This is a genomic window from Tannerella sp., assembly GCF_052170195.1.
Taxonomy (GTDB): domain Bacteria; phylum Bacteroidota; class Bacteroidia; order Bacteroidales; family Tannerellaceae; genus Tannerella.
The window spans coordinates 1-18597 of sequence record NZ_JBQNAZ010000045.1 but is presented as its reverse complement, the minus strand read 5'-3'; the positions used below and the strand labels follow the sequence as shown (position 1 = coordinate 18597).

The window sequence follows — 18597 nt, the reverse complement described above, 5'->3', positions numbered from 1 at the left end:
TTTCTTCTTGCTGGCGTTAACCGGAGTTCCACTACGTTTCCGTAGGAATGGAAAAATTATCTGTCGTGTTGCCAACATAAAGACTGAATTTGAGAAGAACGTTCATTAATTATTCACATTTAACAGCTATATTTTAGGGTGTGATGAAGGATTTGTTGTTCTTGTTATGAACATGGATACGTTAAAATATGGATGATCTGTTATTGATAAAATTCATTGAACAGGACGTGACGATTGAAGAAGCGCGTCAGGTTTTGCGCTGGATGGAACAGTCTGAAGCAAACCGATCACATTTTGCCGAGTTGCAAACTTTATGGGCGGCAACCCTGATCGACGCTCCGCATGAAACAAATGACAGGGCGGTAAAAAAGATTGTGGGACGCATACGGAAAAAAGATAAGAAGAAAATGCCACTATCCCTGTATTATGCAGCGGTGGCATGTGTGATTGCTGTGATTGCTGCGGGGATTGCCGTATGGAATACATGGGAGAAGAACTTTGATTATGAGGCGGCCGTAAGACAATTTTCGTGCGGCGATAAGATCATATTGAAAATCGGAGGAAAAGAGGAAATACGATGCGCCGAATCGATGGTGAAAATCTTGCATAATCATCGGCAAACGGTCATTAATGATACGATCGAAGTCATTGATCGGGAAAGGCGAGAACCGAATGTCTTATATGTACCTTACGGAAAGCGTGCAGAACTTCTGCTTTCCGACGGCACAATGATATATTTAAATTCCGGTTCTACGCTTATCTATCCATCCTGTTTTACGACCCGCCGAAGGGAAGTTTATCTTGATGGCGAAGCTTATTTTGATGTTTCCAAGGATGAAAGCCGATCGTTTGTTGTCAAAACGTTGTATCGTTCGGTAGAGGTCTTAGGCACGAAATTTAATGTATCCGTCGACAGGGAGTTTCAAACGTTTGAGACGATGCTGGTCAACGGCTCGGTGATGATAAAAGGGGATGCAACGGATGAGCTATTGAGACCGGATCAATATTACACCTTTTCGGATCAAACGAAGATCGAGGAGGTCCGGACTGTTGATGCAACTTGCTATACATCATGGATCGAGAACAGACTTCAATTCAAAAAAGAGAAGTTGTATAAAGCGATACGCAAGTTGGAGAAAACATACGACATACGGATCGAACTGATGGATCGTCAATATCTCAATTATCAGGTTTCGGGGCAACTTAATCTCAGAAACTCGGCAGAAGAAACGGTCAGAATGCTCATGGAAACGGTTGCTCCGGAGAAGTTGATCGATGAAAAAGCGTTTTATAAAATCAAACATAATCATTAATCCTATTTTAATAACATGAGAAAGATGAGTAATTCACACAAAAGAAAAGGTCTCGGATATGCTTTCGGCTGCCGAAGAGCGCTTGTTGTTTGCTTATTATCTGTGGTTGGACTGTCGGTACATGCCAATGTCCTAAAATCTTCAGTCAGCCTGACAATGAAAAATGTTACATTGCAACAACTCTTTGATGAGATTCACAGACAAGTAGGTGTAAGCATTATTTATTCCAATGAAATTGTAAATGACGATGAAACGATCACGATTCAAGTCAAAAATTCGACGTTGGAAGAGACGCTGAAAATGGCCTTGAAAGGGAAGAATATCTCCATCAGGGAGAGAAACGGACAAGTCGTATTGTTTCCTTCTTCAGAAAAAAACGGGGAGCGCGTACATGCCCCCGATCAGCGAAAAGTGAACATTACGGGAACCGTAGTCGATCATCTCAATGATCCCTTACCCGGTGTAAATATACAGGTTAAGGGTTTGTCTGTCGGGACTATTACAGATGCGGAGGGCGTTTTCTCGATTGAAGTTCCTTATGCCGATGCGGTATTGGTTTTTTCGTATGTCGGGTTTCAGCCCGAAGAGGTCGCACTTAATGGCAGAGACCGGATCGCAGTCCGGTTGGTGGAAGACAGCAAGGCGATGGAAGAAGTGGTGGTCATAGGATATACTACGCAAAGGAAGGCGACGATTACAGGCTCGATTGCTACTATCACAACGAAAGATCTGCAACAAAGTCCCACGGCGAATCTTAACAATGCGCTTGCAGGACGTATGCCGGGATTAATGGTCAATCAATTCAGCGGGGGAGAGCCGGGCGTTGATGCAGCCACTCTGAGAGTACGCGGTATAGGTACTTATGGCGATCAGTCTCCGATCATTATTGTCGACGGGGTAGAACGTGACATGAGTTATCTTGCTCCGGAAGAAATAGAAACATTTACGATCCTTAAGGATGCTTCGGCAACAGCGCCTTACGGAGTACGCGGGGCCAACGGAGTCATTATTGTAACAACGAAGCGCGGAAAAGCGCAAGAAAAGGCTACCGTCAACTTCAAGGCGTCTGTTGGCACGAATAACCCTGTGAAATTTCCGAAATACTTAGGTTCTGCCGATTATGCCATGCTTTATAATGAAGCTGTGATTAATAGCAATCCGAATGTTGATCGGTCGAAATTAACCCTTTTTTCGGAGAAAGCGATTGCCGACTATCGGAGAGCGAAAGGGGATAATTCGGACGGCTTGGGATATGATAACGATTATTTCGACTATGCATTTCAAACCGGAATGCAGCAGGATTACAGTCTTTCGGTACGAGGAGGATCCGATCGGGCGCGTTATTATGTAATGGTCAACTATTATGAGCAAAGCGGCAACTACAAACATACCGATCTCACACAATATGAAACGCAAGCTGTTTTCAAACGATATAATTTCCGGGCCAATGTTGATGTAAATATCACGAAGAATTTCTACGTAAAAGTTGATTTGGGGGCGCGTATAACGGATCGAAATGCTCCCGGAACGACGGCCTCCCGAATAGTCGCCATCTGCAATACACAGCCTCCTTATTTGCCAATTACGCTGCCTGATAACGGTCATGCGGACAATCAGAAATATGTGCTGAAAAATCCATATGGATTATTGTATGGAGACTACCAACACCGCTATAACATATTGGGCGAATTGTCACGTACGGGCTATCTGAATGAGAAGAAGACTTATTTAAACGGTTCTTTTGCCATCGGACACCGTCTTGACTTTATCACCAAAGGGCTAAAAATAGAAGGTGTTTTTTCGTATGATGCGGAAGAGGGACGATGGATTCGGCGTCTTCTCGAGACACGCGCCGACGGATACGCCCATTATGGAAGGTATGCCACGTTTCAACCGGAAGAAGGGAATAATGGCTCTTATTACATGAATCACACTTCGTATGATGGTAAATATAAATTGGGCAACCCCTGGTATGACACGGATGAAACGATCAGCAATAAATTGGAGCATAATCCGACGCAAAGTAAAACATATTATCAGTTGAAACTTGATTATTTACGCCGGTTTGGGGCACACGATGTTTCAGGGCTCATACTGTTCAACCGCTCGACACGAACATATGATAATCGTGTAGATTATCGTTATCAGGGAATTAGCGGACGAATTACGTATGGCTATGAGAATAAGTATCTGGCTGAATTTAACATAGGGTATAATGGTTCGGAAAACTTTGCGCCGGGCAAACGCTACGGAACATTTCCGGCTGCTTCTGTAGGATGGGTCATATCGCGCGAATCATTTATGGAAAAAGCGAATTCATGGTTGGATATGTTAAAGATAAGAAGTTCTTTCGGGTTAGTCGGGAGCGACAAGATATCCGATTCGGACGATGATCGCTTCGCCTATCTGCAGTTTTACAGAGGAGGTAACGGCTATAACTTTGGTGTAAATGAGTTCGGCAGTCGTTATGATGGCTTGCACGAAGGGAATTTCGCCAACCCTGATTTGACCTGGGAAAAAGCTCAAAAACTCAATATCGGACTGGATGCATCGCTCTTCAACGAACGTCTTACATTCTCGTTCGATTATTTCAGGGAACATCGCTATGACATTATTACGAGTTTGAACGGTAGTGATAAACGTGGATTCCCGGATATTGTAGGCAAAGACGCACCATTCATCAATTCAGGTATTGTCGATAATTATGGTGTCGACTTCGAAATAGGCTGGAACGGACGTGTGGGGAAAAATTTTCGTTATTACATAAAGCCTAACTTTACATTCGCTCGGAATAAGATCAAATTTATGAACGAGATAGATTATGATAACGACTACCGTAGAAATACCGGCAAACGTATTGGCGAGCATTTTGTTTACATCGCAGACCATTTTGTTCGTGATCAGGAGGAGGCCGATCGTTTAAATGCGATGAACAGTGGCAGTGGCTTTCAGCCATGGGGAAAACTTTATCCCGGTGATGTTGTATATAAAGACCTCAACGGAGACGGTAAAATTGATAACGAAGGAGACCGTATACCTATGGGATACCCGAGAACTCCCGAAATACAATTCGGTATTCCGATCGGAATACAATATAAGGGATTGGATTTTAGCTTGCTCTTCCAGGGTTCAGGCCACAGCAGTGTGTTGCTTAACGGGGCTGCTGTGTGGGACTTTCCCGCATATGAACAGGATCAAATCGGCAAAGTAAAACCGATGCACCTTGAGCGATGGACAGAAGAAAGAAAAGAGGGGGCAAAGTATCCGAGACTGACTTATGGAGCGAATAACAATAATAAAAATAATCACAGCAGTTTGTTCTTATATGACGCTTCATACTTGCGTCTGAAGAACTTGGAAATCGGATATTCGCTTCCCCAAAGTGCGATTCATTTCGCAGGATTACAAAACTTCAGGATATATGCACAGGGAATGAATCTTTTAACTTTTGATAATCTGGGAGAGGTAGATGTCGATCCGGAAACAAGGAGCGGAGACGGTTCATGGTATCCCGTACAGCGTATTTTTAATTTTGGCATCAATATTACGTATTAACTTTAAAACTCAATGACATGAATAAGATAAAGCTTTTAACAAGCCTTTTGGTGTGTTTATCAATAATCTTTTGCGGATGTGACAACTACTTGGATAAAACGCCTGACGATAAAGTAAGTGAAAGAGAGGTGTTTACCTCATATGATAAGGTGGAAAAATTAGTGACGGACCTATACGAAGGCTGTAAAACGGCCAATAGACCGCTGCTTTATTTTAACCATTTTGGAACCGCCTCTGTTACCGATGAGTGCAGTGCCAGCAGTCATGAGGCAGCGATTCCTCATCAGTTTCATATCGGTAATTATGGCCCGTCGCAAGGGATGCCTTCTCGCAGTAGCTGTGGCCAGTACTGGGAGCATTTATATGAGAAGGTGCGTAAAGCCAATATTATACTTGAAGGAGTAAAAAAATATGATACACCGGATAATCCGCAGATGGGACGTGAAGGAGACATCATAAAACGTGTCGGTGAGACGTATTTCCTGCGAGGCTATCTGCATTTTCTTTTATTGCGCGCTTATGGAGAGGCGCCTTACATCGATCGTGTAATCATGCCCAATGACAAGATGGAGTTCAAGCAATTGTCTGCCCATGAGATTGTCGAGCGGATATGTGCGGATGCTGATTCGGCATATCATAGGGTTTCGGCTTTTAACGGCGGACAAGACTTTGGGCGCGTAGACAAAGGCGCTTGTCTCGGACTGAAAGCCGTGGCGCGATGGATGGCGGCAACTCCGATGTATAATGGTGGTAACATTCCTAATGATACGCGTATATATAAAGATGAATACGGATATGTCGCCAAACGCTGGGAATTGGCGAAGCAGGCGGCCAAAGCTGTGCTGGAATGTAAGGACCATAATGGGAATTTACGCTATGGGCTGTATAAAAAATATGATGAAAAAGACTTTGGAGACATAGACAATAAAAATACAAGCAATGGAAAAGTCTATAAAAGACTGTGGACCATGTTTTATGATATGGATGCCATACAACAGGAGTGGGTCTGGTTTGTAACAAGAGATAAAGATACGGGGTGGTCCGGAGATGTATTGCCTCCTTCACAAGGTGGGCATGCACGCCAGCGCCCGCTGCAGGAACAGGTCGATGAATACGAATATATCGCTTCTGATGGATACGGGTATCCGGTGTATGGCTCGCGCGCAGTAACAGACGGATATGACGACGCAAATCCATATGAAAGCGTAAAGCGCGATCCGCGTTTCTACCGTGATATTCGTTATCATGGTTCTTCTTATCGCAGCAGTATACTCAATACGGCGGAAAAAAATGATGCCGTAAGCGGAAGCTATCTTGATAATGCTTCTCACACAGGATACTATTTGCGCAAGTTTTATAAAGATGGGTGGAATAAAGGCTCCGGAGGGCATTCGATCAGCGCTCCTGCCATATGGAGGCTTCCTGAAATCATGTATATCTATTGTGAGGCTGTCAATGAAACGACAGGACCCAATGAAGAAATATATGCTCTACTCAACGAAATACGCGCTCGTTCGTTCATGGCGCCGATTCCTCCTGCTGCAAAGACGGACAAGAAGCTGATGAATGAATACATACAGCGGGAACGACGTGTCGAACTCTTTTATGAGAACCATCGTATATGGCATTGCAGATTATACTTGGAACCGGATGATCCAGAAGTGATTGCTCTTGAAAAAGCATATGCCAATGCCGACCATTGGCCTTATCCTAAAACACAACGCAGTTCGCACGGTATGAGGCCTGTTGAAGACGCTAACGGTAAGATCGAAGTCGATGGTAAGAAATACAAGATGCAACGTTTTGAAGTCCGGGATGACCGTGTCTTTGAAACACCTAGACATTACTGGTTTCCTATTATGACTGATGAGTTAAAACGTACTCCCTCATTGAAGCAGAATCCTGGGTGGTAGGGAGACTTCAGTAATAAGATGAAGGTAAGATAAACTGTAGAATGACAGATCGGTATGGAAATACGGTAAAAAAGAATACGAATATTTTTATTTTATTCCTTTTCTGTTTACATTTGCATGGTTTTTTCATGTATTTTACAGTTATAATTACAATATCAAACTTAACTAACTATGTCAAACATTTCAAGAAGAAGTTTTCTCCAACAAGGAGCTGCTGCCGCTGCAGCATTGTCGTTCGTCCCGAGCAGTGTATTAGGTAAAAGTCATGGCTATACCGCCCCGACGGATAAGTTGAATATTGCCGCCGTGGGTATCGGCGGAATGGGAAATGCCAACATCAAGAAGGTGTCGCCGACTGAAAACATCGTCGCTCTTTGCGATGTGGACTGGAAGTATGCCAAAAAAGTATTCGATGCGCATCCCAAAGCCAAGAAGTATTGGGACTATCGGAAGATGTACGACGAAATGGGCAAATCGATCGACGGGGTGATCGTGGCTACGGCCGACCACACGCACGCGATTGTTACGGCCGATGCCATTACGCTGGGTAAACACGTTTACGTACAGAAACCGTTGACTCACTCGGTTTACGAATCGCGTCTGCTTACGAAGCTGGCTGAGAAATATCAGATCGCGAGCCAGATGGGTAATCAGGGGGCATCGGGCGAAGGTGTCAATCAGGTCTGCGAATGGATCTGGAACGGTGAGATCGGTGAGGTGAAACGCGTGGATTGCGCTACCGACCGTCCGATTTGGCCGCAAGGTCTGAATGCCCCGACGAAAGTCGATAAAATACCTTCGACGCTGAATTGGGATTTGTTTACAGGACCGGGTAAACTCAGACCGTTCAACAACATCTATCATCCGTGGAATTGGCGCGGATGGTGGGAATACGGTACAGGTGCTCTCGGAGATATGGCGTGCCATATCATGCATCCGGCTTTCAAGGCGCTGAAACTGGGCTTCCCGATTCATGCCGAAGCTTCTTCGACGTTGTTATTGACTGACTGCGCTCCGCAGGCACAGCATGTGAAACTGATCTTCCCGGCGCGTGAAAATATGCCGAAGTTAGCGCTTCCCGAAGTTGAAATACATTGGTACGATGGCGGCATGATGCCCGACCGTCCGGAAGGATTCCCGCAAGGCAAGCAACTGATGCAGGGCGGAGGCGGATTATGTATTTTCCATGGTACGAAAGATACGCTGATCTGCGGATGCTACGGACGTGACCCATTCCTGCTTTCGGGACGTGTACCGAATGCGCCGAAGGTAGAACGTCGGGTGTCCGACGCAGAGAGCGGCCACGAGCAGGATTGGGTGCGCGCATGTAAGGAAAGCCCGGCAAACCGCGTGAAGCCGAAATCGGACTTCTCCGAAGCCGGACCGTTCAACGAAATGGTCGTGATGGGAGTACTGGCGGTTCGTTTGCAGGGACTGAACAAAGTGCTCGATTGGGACGGACAGAATATGAAGTTTACGAATATCAAGGATGACGAGATGCTCAAAATCCAGATCAGTGACGACTTCAAAGTGGTGGACGGCGATCCCAAGTTCGACAAGAAATTCACTGAGCCGATGAATGCGAAACAGTTTGCCGAGGAATTGGTGAAACATACGTATCGCGCAGGCTGGAAGTTGCCGGATATGCCGTAAGCGGAAAATAATGAATACATAGACGAAGACGGAGAGCCTTCCGTGAGAGTTGCGGATCGTGCGCTCCGTCTTTTCTTACTTACAAAAATTAAACCGATAAACAATGAAGAAAAGTGTATTAGTTGCAAGCGCTGTCGGTATGATAGCTCTTGCCTCCTGCGGCGGAGGGAAAAAAGCCGAAAGCGCCGATATGGCGGCGACCGATTCTGTTCCTACGGCCCAGGCCGCTCCCGAATACCGGACGTTGAACTTGCCGACCGTCGATCTGGCAAAATTTGCCAAAGATAAAGACGGATGGATTACGCTGTTCGACGGCAAGACGTTCGATGGTTGGCGCGGTTACGGACGCGAAGACATGCCGGCTCGCTGGACGATCGAAAACGGTTGTATCAAGATGACCGGCTCGGGCAAGGGAGAAGCCGGTGCGGAAGATGGCGGAGACATTATCTTCGCTCACAAGTTCAGTAACTTTGAACTTGAGCTGGAATGGAAAGTCGACAAAGGCTCTAATTCCGGTATTTTCTATATGATTCAGGAAGTAGAATCGCCCGATGAACAGGGTAACTGGAAGACCCAGCCTTCGTATATCTCGGCTCCCGAGTATCAGATACTTGACAATGCGAATCATCCGGATGCCAAGTTGGGCAAAGACGGTAACCGTCAGTCGGCATCGTTGTATGACATGATTCCGGCCAATCCCCAGAATTCAAAAGCGTTCGGAGAATGGAACAAGGCAAAAATCATGTGCTACAAGGGTACGGTGGTTCATTATCAGAACGATGAGGCCGTGGTGGAATATCATTTATGGACTCCGCAATGGACAGAAATGCTCCAAAAGAGTAAATTCAGTCAGGAAAAATGGCCATTGGCATTCGAGTTGCTCAACAATTGCGGCGGGGAAAACAGAGAAGGATTCTTCGGATTACAGGATCATGGCGATACGGTATGGTACCGAAACATCCGAATTAAAGTCTTAGAATAAATTTCTCCCTTTAATTCATAATTCTTACGACAAAGAGGGTGTACTCCAACAGGCACACCCTCTTCTTTCAGAACAACAAACAACATTATTAACAGATCGTCATTTCGTCGCTACGAAATCCAGATCGCTTAAATCTTTGTCTTTAATCGAATATGGTGTGGCCTTCGATGTGTGCTTCTTCTTATATTTGATCGTATATTCCTTATCTCCTTTAAACGTTTTTACCAGCACGGTCAGCGTGGGTTCTTTACTTTCCAGTTTCAATTTGGACAAATCAAAAGCCGCCAACCCTTTACGTCCATAGCGCTGCGGATCCCCATATGCATGATGACGGAGCTCGAAAACGTAGGGATTGTCTCCCTTCGGACGATGTATAAGGTTGATATAATGTACTTTCGTGCCACCGTAGTTGAATCCGAACTGTACATTCAGATAACCATCACCCATCCACATATCCATGATTTTCAAAGGATCTTTTCCGTATCTCACATCCAGACTGTCGGGGTTGAACTGATCGACAAAAGGCTTGGTCAGAATGTTACGGATATCGTGTATCTGCACGGCATGGTTATATCCTTGAAACGAATCGGAAAGAATCGTATAATAAACGAATGCCCGTTGATTGGCTTTCGGTTTATAGTAAGGAGCTCGTGTGGCTGCCGGCCATAACGTTTTTCCATCGTCGAGGGTCAGCGAATAAATTCTTCCATTGTCTAAAGGATTTACGGTGGCCAACGAATACCATACATCCCCCAGTGAATAACCGTTATTATCCAGGTTACACGAATTTAAGAACAGGGCGATCATCACTCCGCCTGCACAGTTGAAAAATAATCTCTTTGTCTTCATCTCGTTTTTATTATTACAAAATACATAAACTTGATGCGTATCACGGCTTCAATGTTGCATTGCTTCCTCTTAAATAATATTAAAAACAAAAAAAGTGCTATTTTTGCAGCCTTATACAATACAATGAGGATGAATCCTACGGATAGATCGCATTATCTTTTACATACGTTGCCCAATGGTCTGCGCGTTGTGCATTTTCCTACGGATGCAGCGATATCTTATTGCGGGGTTGCGGTGCATGCAGGTACGCGTGATGAGGCGTCGAACGAGTCGGGGCTGGCACACTTCGTTGAACACATGCTGTTCAAAGGTACGGTGAGGCGCAAGGCGTGGCATATCTTGAACCGCATGGACGCCGTCGGCGGCGAGTTGAATGCTTATACCACGAAGGAAGAAACATTTATCTATTCCGTTTTTATGGAGGAACATTATCGCCGGGCGATCGAATTGCTGGCCGATATCGTAATTCGTTCGCAGTTTCCGGCACACGAGATTGAGAAAGAGCGGGAGGTGATTCTCGACGAGATCAGTTTGTATGAGGATATGCCTTCCGAATTGATTTTCGACGAGTACGAGAATCTTCTTTTCGACGGTCATCCGTTAGGACGCCATATACTGGGTAATAAGCGGTCGATACGTACGTTCGACACCAAGGCCGGCCGCTCCTTTTTGGAGCGTTTCTACACGGCGGGGAACATGATTTTTTTCTCAATGGGACGTACGGATTTCCGGCGGATCGTACGCATGGCCGAGATGTACTGGTCGGACCTCCCCGTTCATTCGGCCGTGCACAGGCGTGAGCGGCCATGGCTGACCGCGCCTCGGGAGCTGCGGAAGAAGAAGAGAACGCACCAGTCGCATGCCATTATCGGAGGGCGGGCATACGATATGTATGACAAACGCCGCACCTCGCTTTTTCTGCTCAATAATATACTCGGCGGCTCCGGGATGAACAGCCGTCTGAATGTGGCTCTACGCGAAAAAAGAGGGTTAGTCTACGAGGTGGAGTCGAATCTTACGGGATATACCGATACCGGCGTGTGTGCGATCTATTTCGGATCCGACCCGAAGAATCGCGAAAAAGTGCTCGAGCTTATCCGGCGCGAGTTGGCCGTGTTATGTCGTACACAGCTTACGACTACGCAACTTGCCGCCGCGAAGAAACAGGCCGTCGGACAGCTTTCCGTAGCCGGCGATAACAGGGAAAGCCTGTTCCTCGGATTCGGAAAGACCTTTCTTCATTTCGATCGGTACGACTCTCTGGCGGAAATCATCCGCCGCATCGAGGCCGTGACGGCCTTGCAGATTCTCGAAGTTGCCAACGAAATCTTTGCTCCCGAACGCCTCTATTCGTTAATCTACGAATAAACACAACGTGCGAAGTACGAAAGACAGCACCTTGTTTGAGCAAGAAACAATGGACGGGAACGAAAGGAAGAAACATCATAGCGAGAAACGCTTTCCTTTGCACCGCGTAGGCTTACGACACGAAATCAAAAATAAACGCCAAAGACTGTAACGTTTCCGGAGAACGTGCGTCTACTTATTAGAAAGTAAATCAAAATGACGGATAATTGCGCGCTATTCGTTATGTATTACAAGGTATTTTATGATAATAAGTAGTATGAAAAAGAATAAACTATTTAGAGTAATTGGATTGAATGCTGTCTGTATCTTTTCGGCAGTCTCTGTTCTTGCGTCGGAAATCGATATCAAGGGGCGGATTGTCGGGGAGAGTCGTCAGGCGATTGAGTTTGCCAATGTTGTATTGCAAACAATTGATTCTGTATTTGTTAGCGGTACGACGACCGGAAAGGATGGCCGTTTTGTATTGCCTAAGGTCAGTACCGGTGATTATCGGCTGGTCGTTTCGAGCATTGGTTACGAGACGCAGGCTATCGATCTAAAAGGATATAGCGGTAACTTGAAACTGAACGATATCGTACTTGCGGAATCGTCAGTCGCTCTCGGTGATGTGACGGTAACAGCCTCTGCTTCGATCACGAAACCAGACCGTAAAATGATCTTCCCGACCGAGCGTATCGTCCGTATCTCAACGGATGGCGTCGATTTGTTGCAGCAATTGATGTTACCTAAAATCACAGTCAATCAGATGACGAACGCCATTACAGTGCCGGGCGGCGGGGAGGTACAGTTACGTATCAACGGGGTGAAGGTAGAGATTCACGATATCAAAGCGTTGCGTCCGGCCGATATTCTCCGTGTCGAATTTCATGATAACCCCGGACTACGTTACGGGAATGCCGAAGTGGTACTCGATTATATTGTACATCGCCCTCAGACCGGTGGGAGCTTTGGTTTCGATTTGCGGCAAGGCATCAATGCCATGTGGGGCGAGCATGGTGTAAATGCCAAGATGAACCATAAAAAGTCGGAATTCAGTGCGGGGTATCGTTTCGGGCCACGTGATTTTTACGAGATGTGGCGTGACAACGAAGAGACATTTCGTTTCGGTAATGGCACGACATTGCATCGTATTGAACAGGGAACGCCCGACCACGCGGAGAAGTATATGCACAACGCCCATCTGACATACAGTTTTCAGGATGCGAAACAGCTATTCAACGCTTCGATCCGTTACGGTGAAGATCATAACAAACATTGGGATTATCAGGGAACCTTATATAATAAGGAGATTCCCTCGGATAAGGTTGCGATGATCGATCGAAATCCGTCTCTTTATCAGCGTCCTTCGGTAGATATTTATTATCAGCGGAATATGCCGAAAGATCAGACACTCGTCTTCAATATTGTCGGTACATTGAACCGGACGGACAGCCGGCGCGTGTATCAGGAGAAGCGTGGTAACCGGATACTTACCGATGTAAACAACCGCATAGACGGCAGGAAATATTCCGTGATAGCAGAAGGGGGCTATGAGAAAAAGTTCGGAGGAAACCGTTTGGGGTTGGGAATCAGGCATGATCAGTCGTTTTCGGATAACGATTACCGGAACGGTCACAGCCATACGACGCGCATGCGTCAAGCCGATACGTATTTGTACACCGAGTGGAGGGGAGCGATTCAAAGCTTCGACTATACGCTCGGTATGGCCCTCTCGCGTTACGACTCTCATCAGGAAGAAACAAATCATACGTACGAGTATTATCATCTTCGTCCGAAGATATCGCTCCAGTACCATTTCCCGGATCAATCGCTGGTTCGGCTGAGGGCCAACATCAGTACCCATTCGCCCTCGCTTGCGAACCTTGGAAAGGTGGAGATGATGATTGATTCCTTACAGGTGCAGCGCGGTAATCCCGATCTGAAGCCTTACCGAAAATACGGTGTCGACTTGATGTATGAGGTGAAGAAGGGGTTATTCTACGGTAATTTTTGGAGTTCGTACGAGTATGCTCCGAAAGTCATTATGGACGAGAAGTTCTGGGAGAACGGAAAAATCGTACAGACATGGGACAACCAACGTAACTGGCAATATCTGACAAGCACGCTGACGTTGCGTGTAGGCCCCATTAAAGAGATCGTTCAATTCTCTTTCTCCGGAGGCGTGAACCATTTTCTTAGTAACGGAAACACGTATGCGCACCGTTATACGAACTGGTTTTGCGAAGCAGAGGTATCTGCGGCATACAAGAACTGGAAGCTGATGTACATGCTGATGACAAACTGGAACCGGTTCTTCGGCGAAACGATGACCGGAGGCGAAAATATTCAGATGGTGCGGCTCGACTACAAATATAAAAACCTGTCTGCCGGTATCGGTGTGTTCAATCCGTTTATCGACAACTTTAAACTGGATAAAGAAAATTGGAACCGTCTTGCATCGTATAAAAGGTCGACCTATATCAAGGAAAGTTCACGTTTGTTTACGGTCAATTTAAGCTATCATTTTTCGTTTGGACGTACTTATTCTGCTTCCGGTAAACGTTTGAACAACAGTGATACGGATGCGGGCGTGATGAGTACGGGCAAATAGTTATTCGACAACCGAGGTCAACTCGCGGATAAAAATTTCCTCGGCCGACAGCAGCCATTTCCTGAATGCCTCGTGGTCGAATGTCCGCGAGGTGTTCATATAATCGAGCAGCTTGCTCAGGTCGAAGCTCTCGCCCACGATGGCTCCCCGTAGCGATGCCGCATCGGCCGCATTGATTTCCTGTTCAGTATGTGCAGGGATAAGCATCGCAGGTTTATTCAGATAAAATGCCTCACAGACCGATTCAAATCCGGCCGTAGTGATGTATCCGCGACAACCGGCCATGTAATGCAGAAACTTCTCGTCGTCGATACGATGGAGCGTGAAATGTTCGTCCACAACGAGGTCGGCCGGTGCGTCGCGTTTATCCCAAAAGAAGTGCAACTTTGTTTCAGGATGTGCGTTATGCCATTGGCGTACTTCGTTTTCAAATCCTTGATTGAGCATGTAGCCCAGGATATAATCGCCTTCGGAGGGTTCTAATTCAAGTACTTCGCGGCGCAGGAGTGGGGGCACCACGACAATCTTTTCGCGCGGAAAATCTTTCATCGGGTAGAACGAGAGCGCCAGAATTTTCGAGGCTCCGATTCCGGTGAGCAGCGTGTGCAGGCGCAGCACCATCAGGCTTTGTGCGTCTCCTTTGCCATGTCCGTAATCGGGATGGCGCAGCAGATACTGATGCCCGATATTCACGAATGGTATATCAATGCGGAAGCGTAACTGCGTGAGCGCAGGAAGTAATTCGTAGAAGTTGATGATAACGTCGGGGGTTACTTTTTTGATGCGGCGGTGAATGGTTTCGATGCTTTCGCCATAGCGTTTCAGTTTGCGCGGACTCATATTGTAGAGCACGGTCTTGAACTTGTCGAGACGTTTGCGATCTTTCTTGAAAATAAACGAAGGTGCGTCGTAAGAGCGCACCGGCGCACCGATTTTTGCCCGGAAGAAGCCGGGCACCTCGCGGGCATGACTTTTCCCGACGAGTGTTTCGGCTACCTCATGCCCGTGCCTTCGTAACATGGCGGCCAGCGAGATGGCCTGTGTCAGATGCCCTCGCCCTTCGCCCTGTACGATAAACATGAATCGCAACTTCTTCTCCATATCGCTCAACCGGTGTACGTTTCTTTTATTCCGAATCGGCTCCGGCAAACTCCATCAGGTAAGCCTTGATGAATTCATCGATCTTGCCGTCCATGACCCCGTTCACGTCGGAAGTCTGATAGTTTGTACGGTGATCTTTCACACGTCGGTCGTCGAATACGTAGCTGCGAATCTGCGATCCCCATTCGATTTTTTTCTTACCGGCTTCGACTTTCACTCTTTCGGCCATGCGTCGTTGCATCTCCTTGTCGTAAAGGATGGAGCGGAGTTGTCGCATCGCGTTTTCGCGGTTTTTCGGCTGGTCGCGTGTCTCGGTGTTTTCGATCAGGATCTCCTCCTCTTCGCCGGTATACGGGTCTTTGTACTGGTAGCGCAGGCGTACACCCGATTCTACCTTATTCACATTCTGTCCGCCGGCCCCGCCCGAACGGAACGTATCCCACGAGATGCAGGAAGGATCGATCTGTACTTCGATCGTATCGTCGACGAGAGGCGTCACAAAGACGGAAGCAAACGAAGTCATCCGCTTGCCCTGTGCGTTGTAGGGCGATACGCGCACGAGTCGGTGCACTCCGTTTTCACCTTTCAGATAGCCGTAGGCGTAATCGCCCTCGATGGTCATCGTCACGGTCTTGATGCCGGCCTCATCGCCATCCTGCAAGTTGCTGATGGTAACCTTGTAGTCGTTCGACTCGCCCCAGCGCATATACATACGCATCAGCATCGACGCCCAGTCTTGACTTTCCGTACCTCCCGCGCCAGAATTAATCTTGAGTACGCAGCACATCTGGTCGGCTTCTTCGCGAAGCATGTTGCGGAACTCAAGGCTTTCGATCAGCTCCTTCGTCCGGGTGTAAGCCGCATCGACCTCTTCTTCGGACGTGATGCCTTCTTTTACGTACTCGAAAGCGAGAGACAATTCTTCTGCCGCATCGTGTACTTCACGATACAGCTCGATCCATTTCTTAAGGTCTTTGACGATCTTCATCTGCGCTTCGGCGCGTTGGGCATCTTCCCAGAATGCAGGGTCTTGCGTGCGCAGTTCTTCTTCTTCTAACTGAACGATCTTTGCATCGACGTCAAAGATACCTCCTCAACGCTTGCTCGCGTTCCAACATATCTTTCAGTTGGTCTGTCGTTATCATTTTTTGTTTACGGTTCGTTAATGGTTTATTATTCGAAGCTACAGAAATTAAGACTCTCCGCAGCCTTTTCGGGGGACAAAGGTACGCAAATTTATCGTTTTTCCGTGTCTTGGCCGTTTTGAAGTGTGTCGGCGGCACGGGCCAATGCCTCGTGGATGTCGCCGCAAATATTCTCGCGTCCGATGCGTTCGTCCATCCGGCTTCTCATGATCATGGCACGTACCTGATCGTTGACACCGGAAAGAATGATATGGATGTGCTCTCGTTGTGAGAGACGGCAGAGGCTTTCGAGGTTATGCAGCCCCGTGGAGTCGATAAAGGGTACTTTGCGCATGCGAATGATACGTATGCGAGGCTTCGTGGAGAGCTGTTTCATGCACTCGTCGAACTTGTTGGCTACCCCGAAGAAAAATGGTCCGTCGATTTCGTAGACCTCGACGCCGGAGGGGATTTTGAGCACTTCGTCGTCGTGACGTATTTCACCGTCGGCCGAAAGATCGAGACGGTCGGTCGAGACGGAGACTTGGGTTGTCTCCATCATCCGTCGCATAAAGAGTACCATGGCCAGCAACAGACCGATCTCGATGGCGATGGTGAGGTCGAAAATCACGGTCAGGAAGAAGGTGACGAGCAGTACCATGACATCGTGCGCAGGATTTTTGAGCAGGGAGCGGAAGGTGCGCCATTCACTCATGTTGTAGGACACGACGACGAGTACGCCGGCCAGACAGGCCATCGGGATATGTTTCGTCAGGGGGCCGAGAAAGAGCAAAATAAGCAGGAGTACGGCGGCATGGATAAGCCCGGCCACAGGCGTGCTTCCGCCGTTGTTGATATTCGTCATCGTGCGGGCGATAGCGCCGGTGACGGGTATCCCTCCGAAGACGGGGACGATGATGTTGGCAGCGCCCTGTGCGATCAGTTCGGTGTTGGAGCGATGCCTGTCGCCCGTTACTCCGTCGGCCACCGTGGCCGAGAGAAGTGACTCGATGGCACCGAGCATCGCGATGGTAAAAGCTGAAGGCAGCAGCAAATGAACAGTCTCCAAATTGAGCGATATGCGAGCCGGAGCCGGCAGTGCCGCATTGATTTCGAAGCGGTCGCCAATCGTTTCGAGATTTGTGATGCCGGCGTATTCACGGAGAAGATAGGCCGCGACGGTCATCACAACGATGGCAACAAGCGACCCCGGTATTTTTTTTGAAACGCGTGGCGTCAGCACGATGAGTGCGATGCTCAGCAGCCCGACGAGAAGCGAAATCCACGATACGCTACTGAGATGTTGGGCGTACACGACCCATTTGCTTACGAAGTCGCCCGGCATCTTGTCGATCGTCATACCGAAAAGATCTTTCACCTGTGTCGTAAAGATGGTTAGCGCGATGCCGCTCGTAAACCCGACGATGATCGGGTAGGGGATAAACTTGATAACCGTGCCGAGACGCAGTACGCCCATCAGCACTAAAAAAATACCGGCCAGCAGCGTGGCGACTGTCAACCCTTCGATGCCGAAGTTCTGAATAATCCCGTAGACGATTACGATAAACGCACCGGTAGGACCGCCGATCTGCACCGAACTGCCACCGAGAAACGACACGACAAACCCGCCGATAATCGCCGTAATGATTCCTTTTTCGGGACTCACGCCCGAAGCGATACCGAAGGCAATGGCCAGCGGTAATGCCACAATACCGACGATGATACCGGACATCAGGTCGCCGAAGAATTTTTCTTTCGTATAAGTTTTTATCGAGTCCCACAATTTGGGTTTGAATTCGGGTGCAAGACGTATCTTTCTTTTCATTATGTCAACGTTTATCAGTGCTATACGTGTAAAAATTTGTTTCCGATGCCATGTCACATCGGAAGCGCAAAATTAGGGAAAATATGTTATTCCTGCTTACTTTCTCACAAAAGAATTGGAGAGAGGGCTATTTGGCCGTATATGTTTTTATAGGTGTCTGCCAAATAATTAAACTTATGGCAAAAAACTTAGCTAAGCCAATAAAACAAACAAGTCTGGAAAATTGTTAATTAACCCTAATTGGTCAATTGAGAAATTGTGTGATATTATTCTTTTTTACCTTTCCTCTAAAACGTATTTTGTGAGTTTGCTTAGATTGCTGTT

At 47.2% G+C, this 18597-nt stretch carries 11 protein-coding genes; 7 read left to right on the top strand and 4 right to left on the bottom strand.

Going from position 1 to position 18597, the window contains the following annotated elements; translation table 11 throughout:
- Positions 1-188: 188 nt before the first annotated feature.
- The 5 genes from ACTTKA_RS10300 to ACTTKA_RS10280 all read left to right on the top strand — a co-directional run bounded on the left by ACTTKA_RS10300 (position 189) and on the right by ACTTKA_RS10280 (position 9416).
- Positions 189-1313 (top strand): FecR family protein, encoded by a 1125-nt coding sequence (locus ACTTKA_RS10300; RefSeq protein ID WP_442724968.1) that lies wholly within the window; start codon positions 189-191, stop codon positions 1311-1313.
- A 24-nt stretch (positions 1314-1337) separates the two neighbouring features.
- The gene (locus ACTTKA_RS10295; RefSeq protein ID WP_442724967.1) at positions 1338-4868 is read left to right on the top strand and encodes a TonB-dependent receptor; all 3531 of its coding nucleotides are present in this window, start codon (positions 1338-1340) and stop codon (positions 4866-4868) included.
- A 17-nt stretch (positions 4869-4885) separates the two neighbouring features.
- Positions 4886-6781: a RagB/SusD family nutrient uptake outer membrane protein gene (locus tag ACTTKA_RS10290; RefSeq protein WP_314949820.1), complete on the top strand. Its 1896-nt coding sequence runs from the start codon at positions 4886-4888 to the stop codon at positions 6779-6781.
- 171 nt (positions 6782-6952) lie between these two features.
- Positions 6953-8434 (top strand): Gfo/Idh/MocA family protein, encoded by a 1482-nt coding sequence (locus ACTTKA_RS10285; RefSeq protein ID WP_014225134.1) that lies wholly within the window; start codon positions 6953-6955, stop codon positions 8432-8434.
- A 103-nt stretch (positions 8435-8537) separates the two neighbouring features.
- Positions 8538-9416 (top strand): 3-keto-disaccharide hydrolase, encoded by an 879-nt coding sequence (locus ACTTKA_RS10280; RefSeq protein WP_442724966.1) that lies wholly within the window; start codon positions 8538-8540, stop codon positions 9414-9416.
- Positions 9417-9515: 99 nt separating this feature from the next.
- Here ACTTKA_RS10280 and ACTTKA_RS10275 read toward each other — a convergent pair whose 3' ends face one another.
- Complete coding sequence (locus ACTTKA_RS10275) at positions 9516-10265, bottom strand: NigD1/NigD2 family lipoprotein (RefSeq protein ID WP_014225136.1); 750 nt, start codon at positions 10263-10265, stop codon at positions 9516-9518.
- 123 nt (positions 10266-10388) lie between these two features.
- On the opposite strand from ACTTKA_RS10275, the gene ACTTKA_RS10270 reads away from it, so the two are divergent.
- A complete protein-coding gene (locus ACTTKA_RS10270; protein ID WP_442724965.1) occupies positions 10389-11633 on the top strand; it encodes a M16 family metallopeptidase in 1245 nt (414 codons plus the stop codon).
- Positions 11634-11889: 256 nt separating this feature from the next.
- Positions 11890-14223 carry a carboxypeptidase regulatory-like domain-containing protein gene (locus ACTTKA_RS10265; RefSeq protein ID WP_442724964.1) on the top strand — a complete coding sequence of 778 codons (2334 nt, stop codon included), beginning with the start codon at positions 11890-11892 and terminating at the stop codon, positions 14221-14223.
- Here the strand turns inward: ACTTKA_RS10265 and ACTTKA_RS10260 are convergent, their stop codons facing one another.
- From ACTTKA_RS10260 to ACTTKA_RS10250, 3 genes are all read right to left on the bottom strand, one after another.
- Positions 14224-15324: a glycosyltransferase family protein gene (locus tag ACTTKA_RS10260; protein ID WP_442714530.1), complete on the bottom strand. Its 1101-nt coding sequence runs from the start codon at positions 15322-15324 to the stop codon at positions 14224-14226.
- 25 nt (positions 15325-15349) lie between these two features.
- Positions 15350-16469 (bottom strand): peptide chain release factor 2 gene (prfB, locus tag ACTTKA_RS10255; RefSeq protein ID WP_155642529.1). Its coding sequence is split into 2 segments (ribosomal slippage): positions 15350-16405 and positions 16407-16469, totalling 1119 coding nucleotides; the frame shifts between segments, so codons are not numbered across the junction.
- A 91-nt stretch (positions 16470-16560) separates the two neighbouring features.
- Positions 16561-18273, bottom strand: a complete 1713-nt coding sequence (locus ACTTKA_RS10250) for a SulP family inorganic anion transporter (RefSeq protein WP_442724963.1) — start codon at positions 18271-18273, stop codon at positions 16561-16563.
- Positions 18274-18597: the final 324 nt, after the last annotated feature.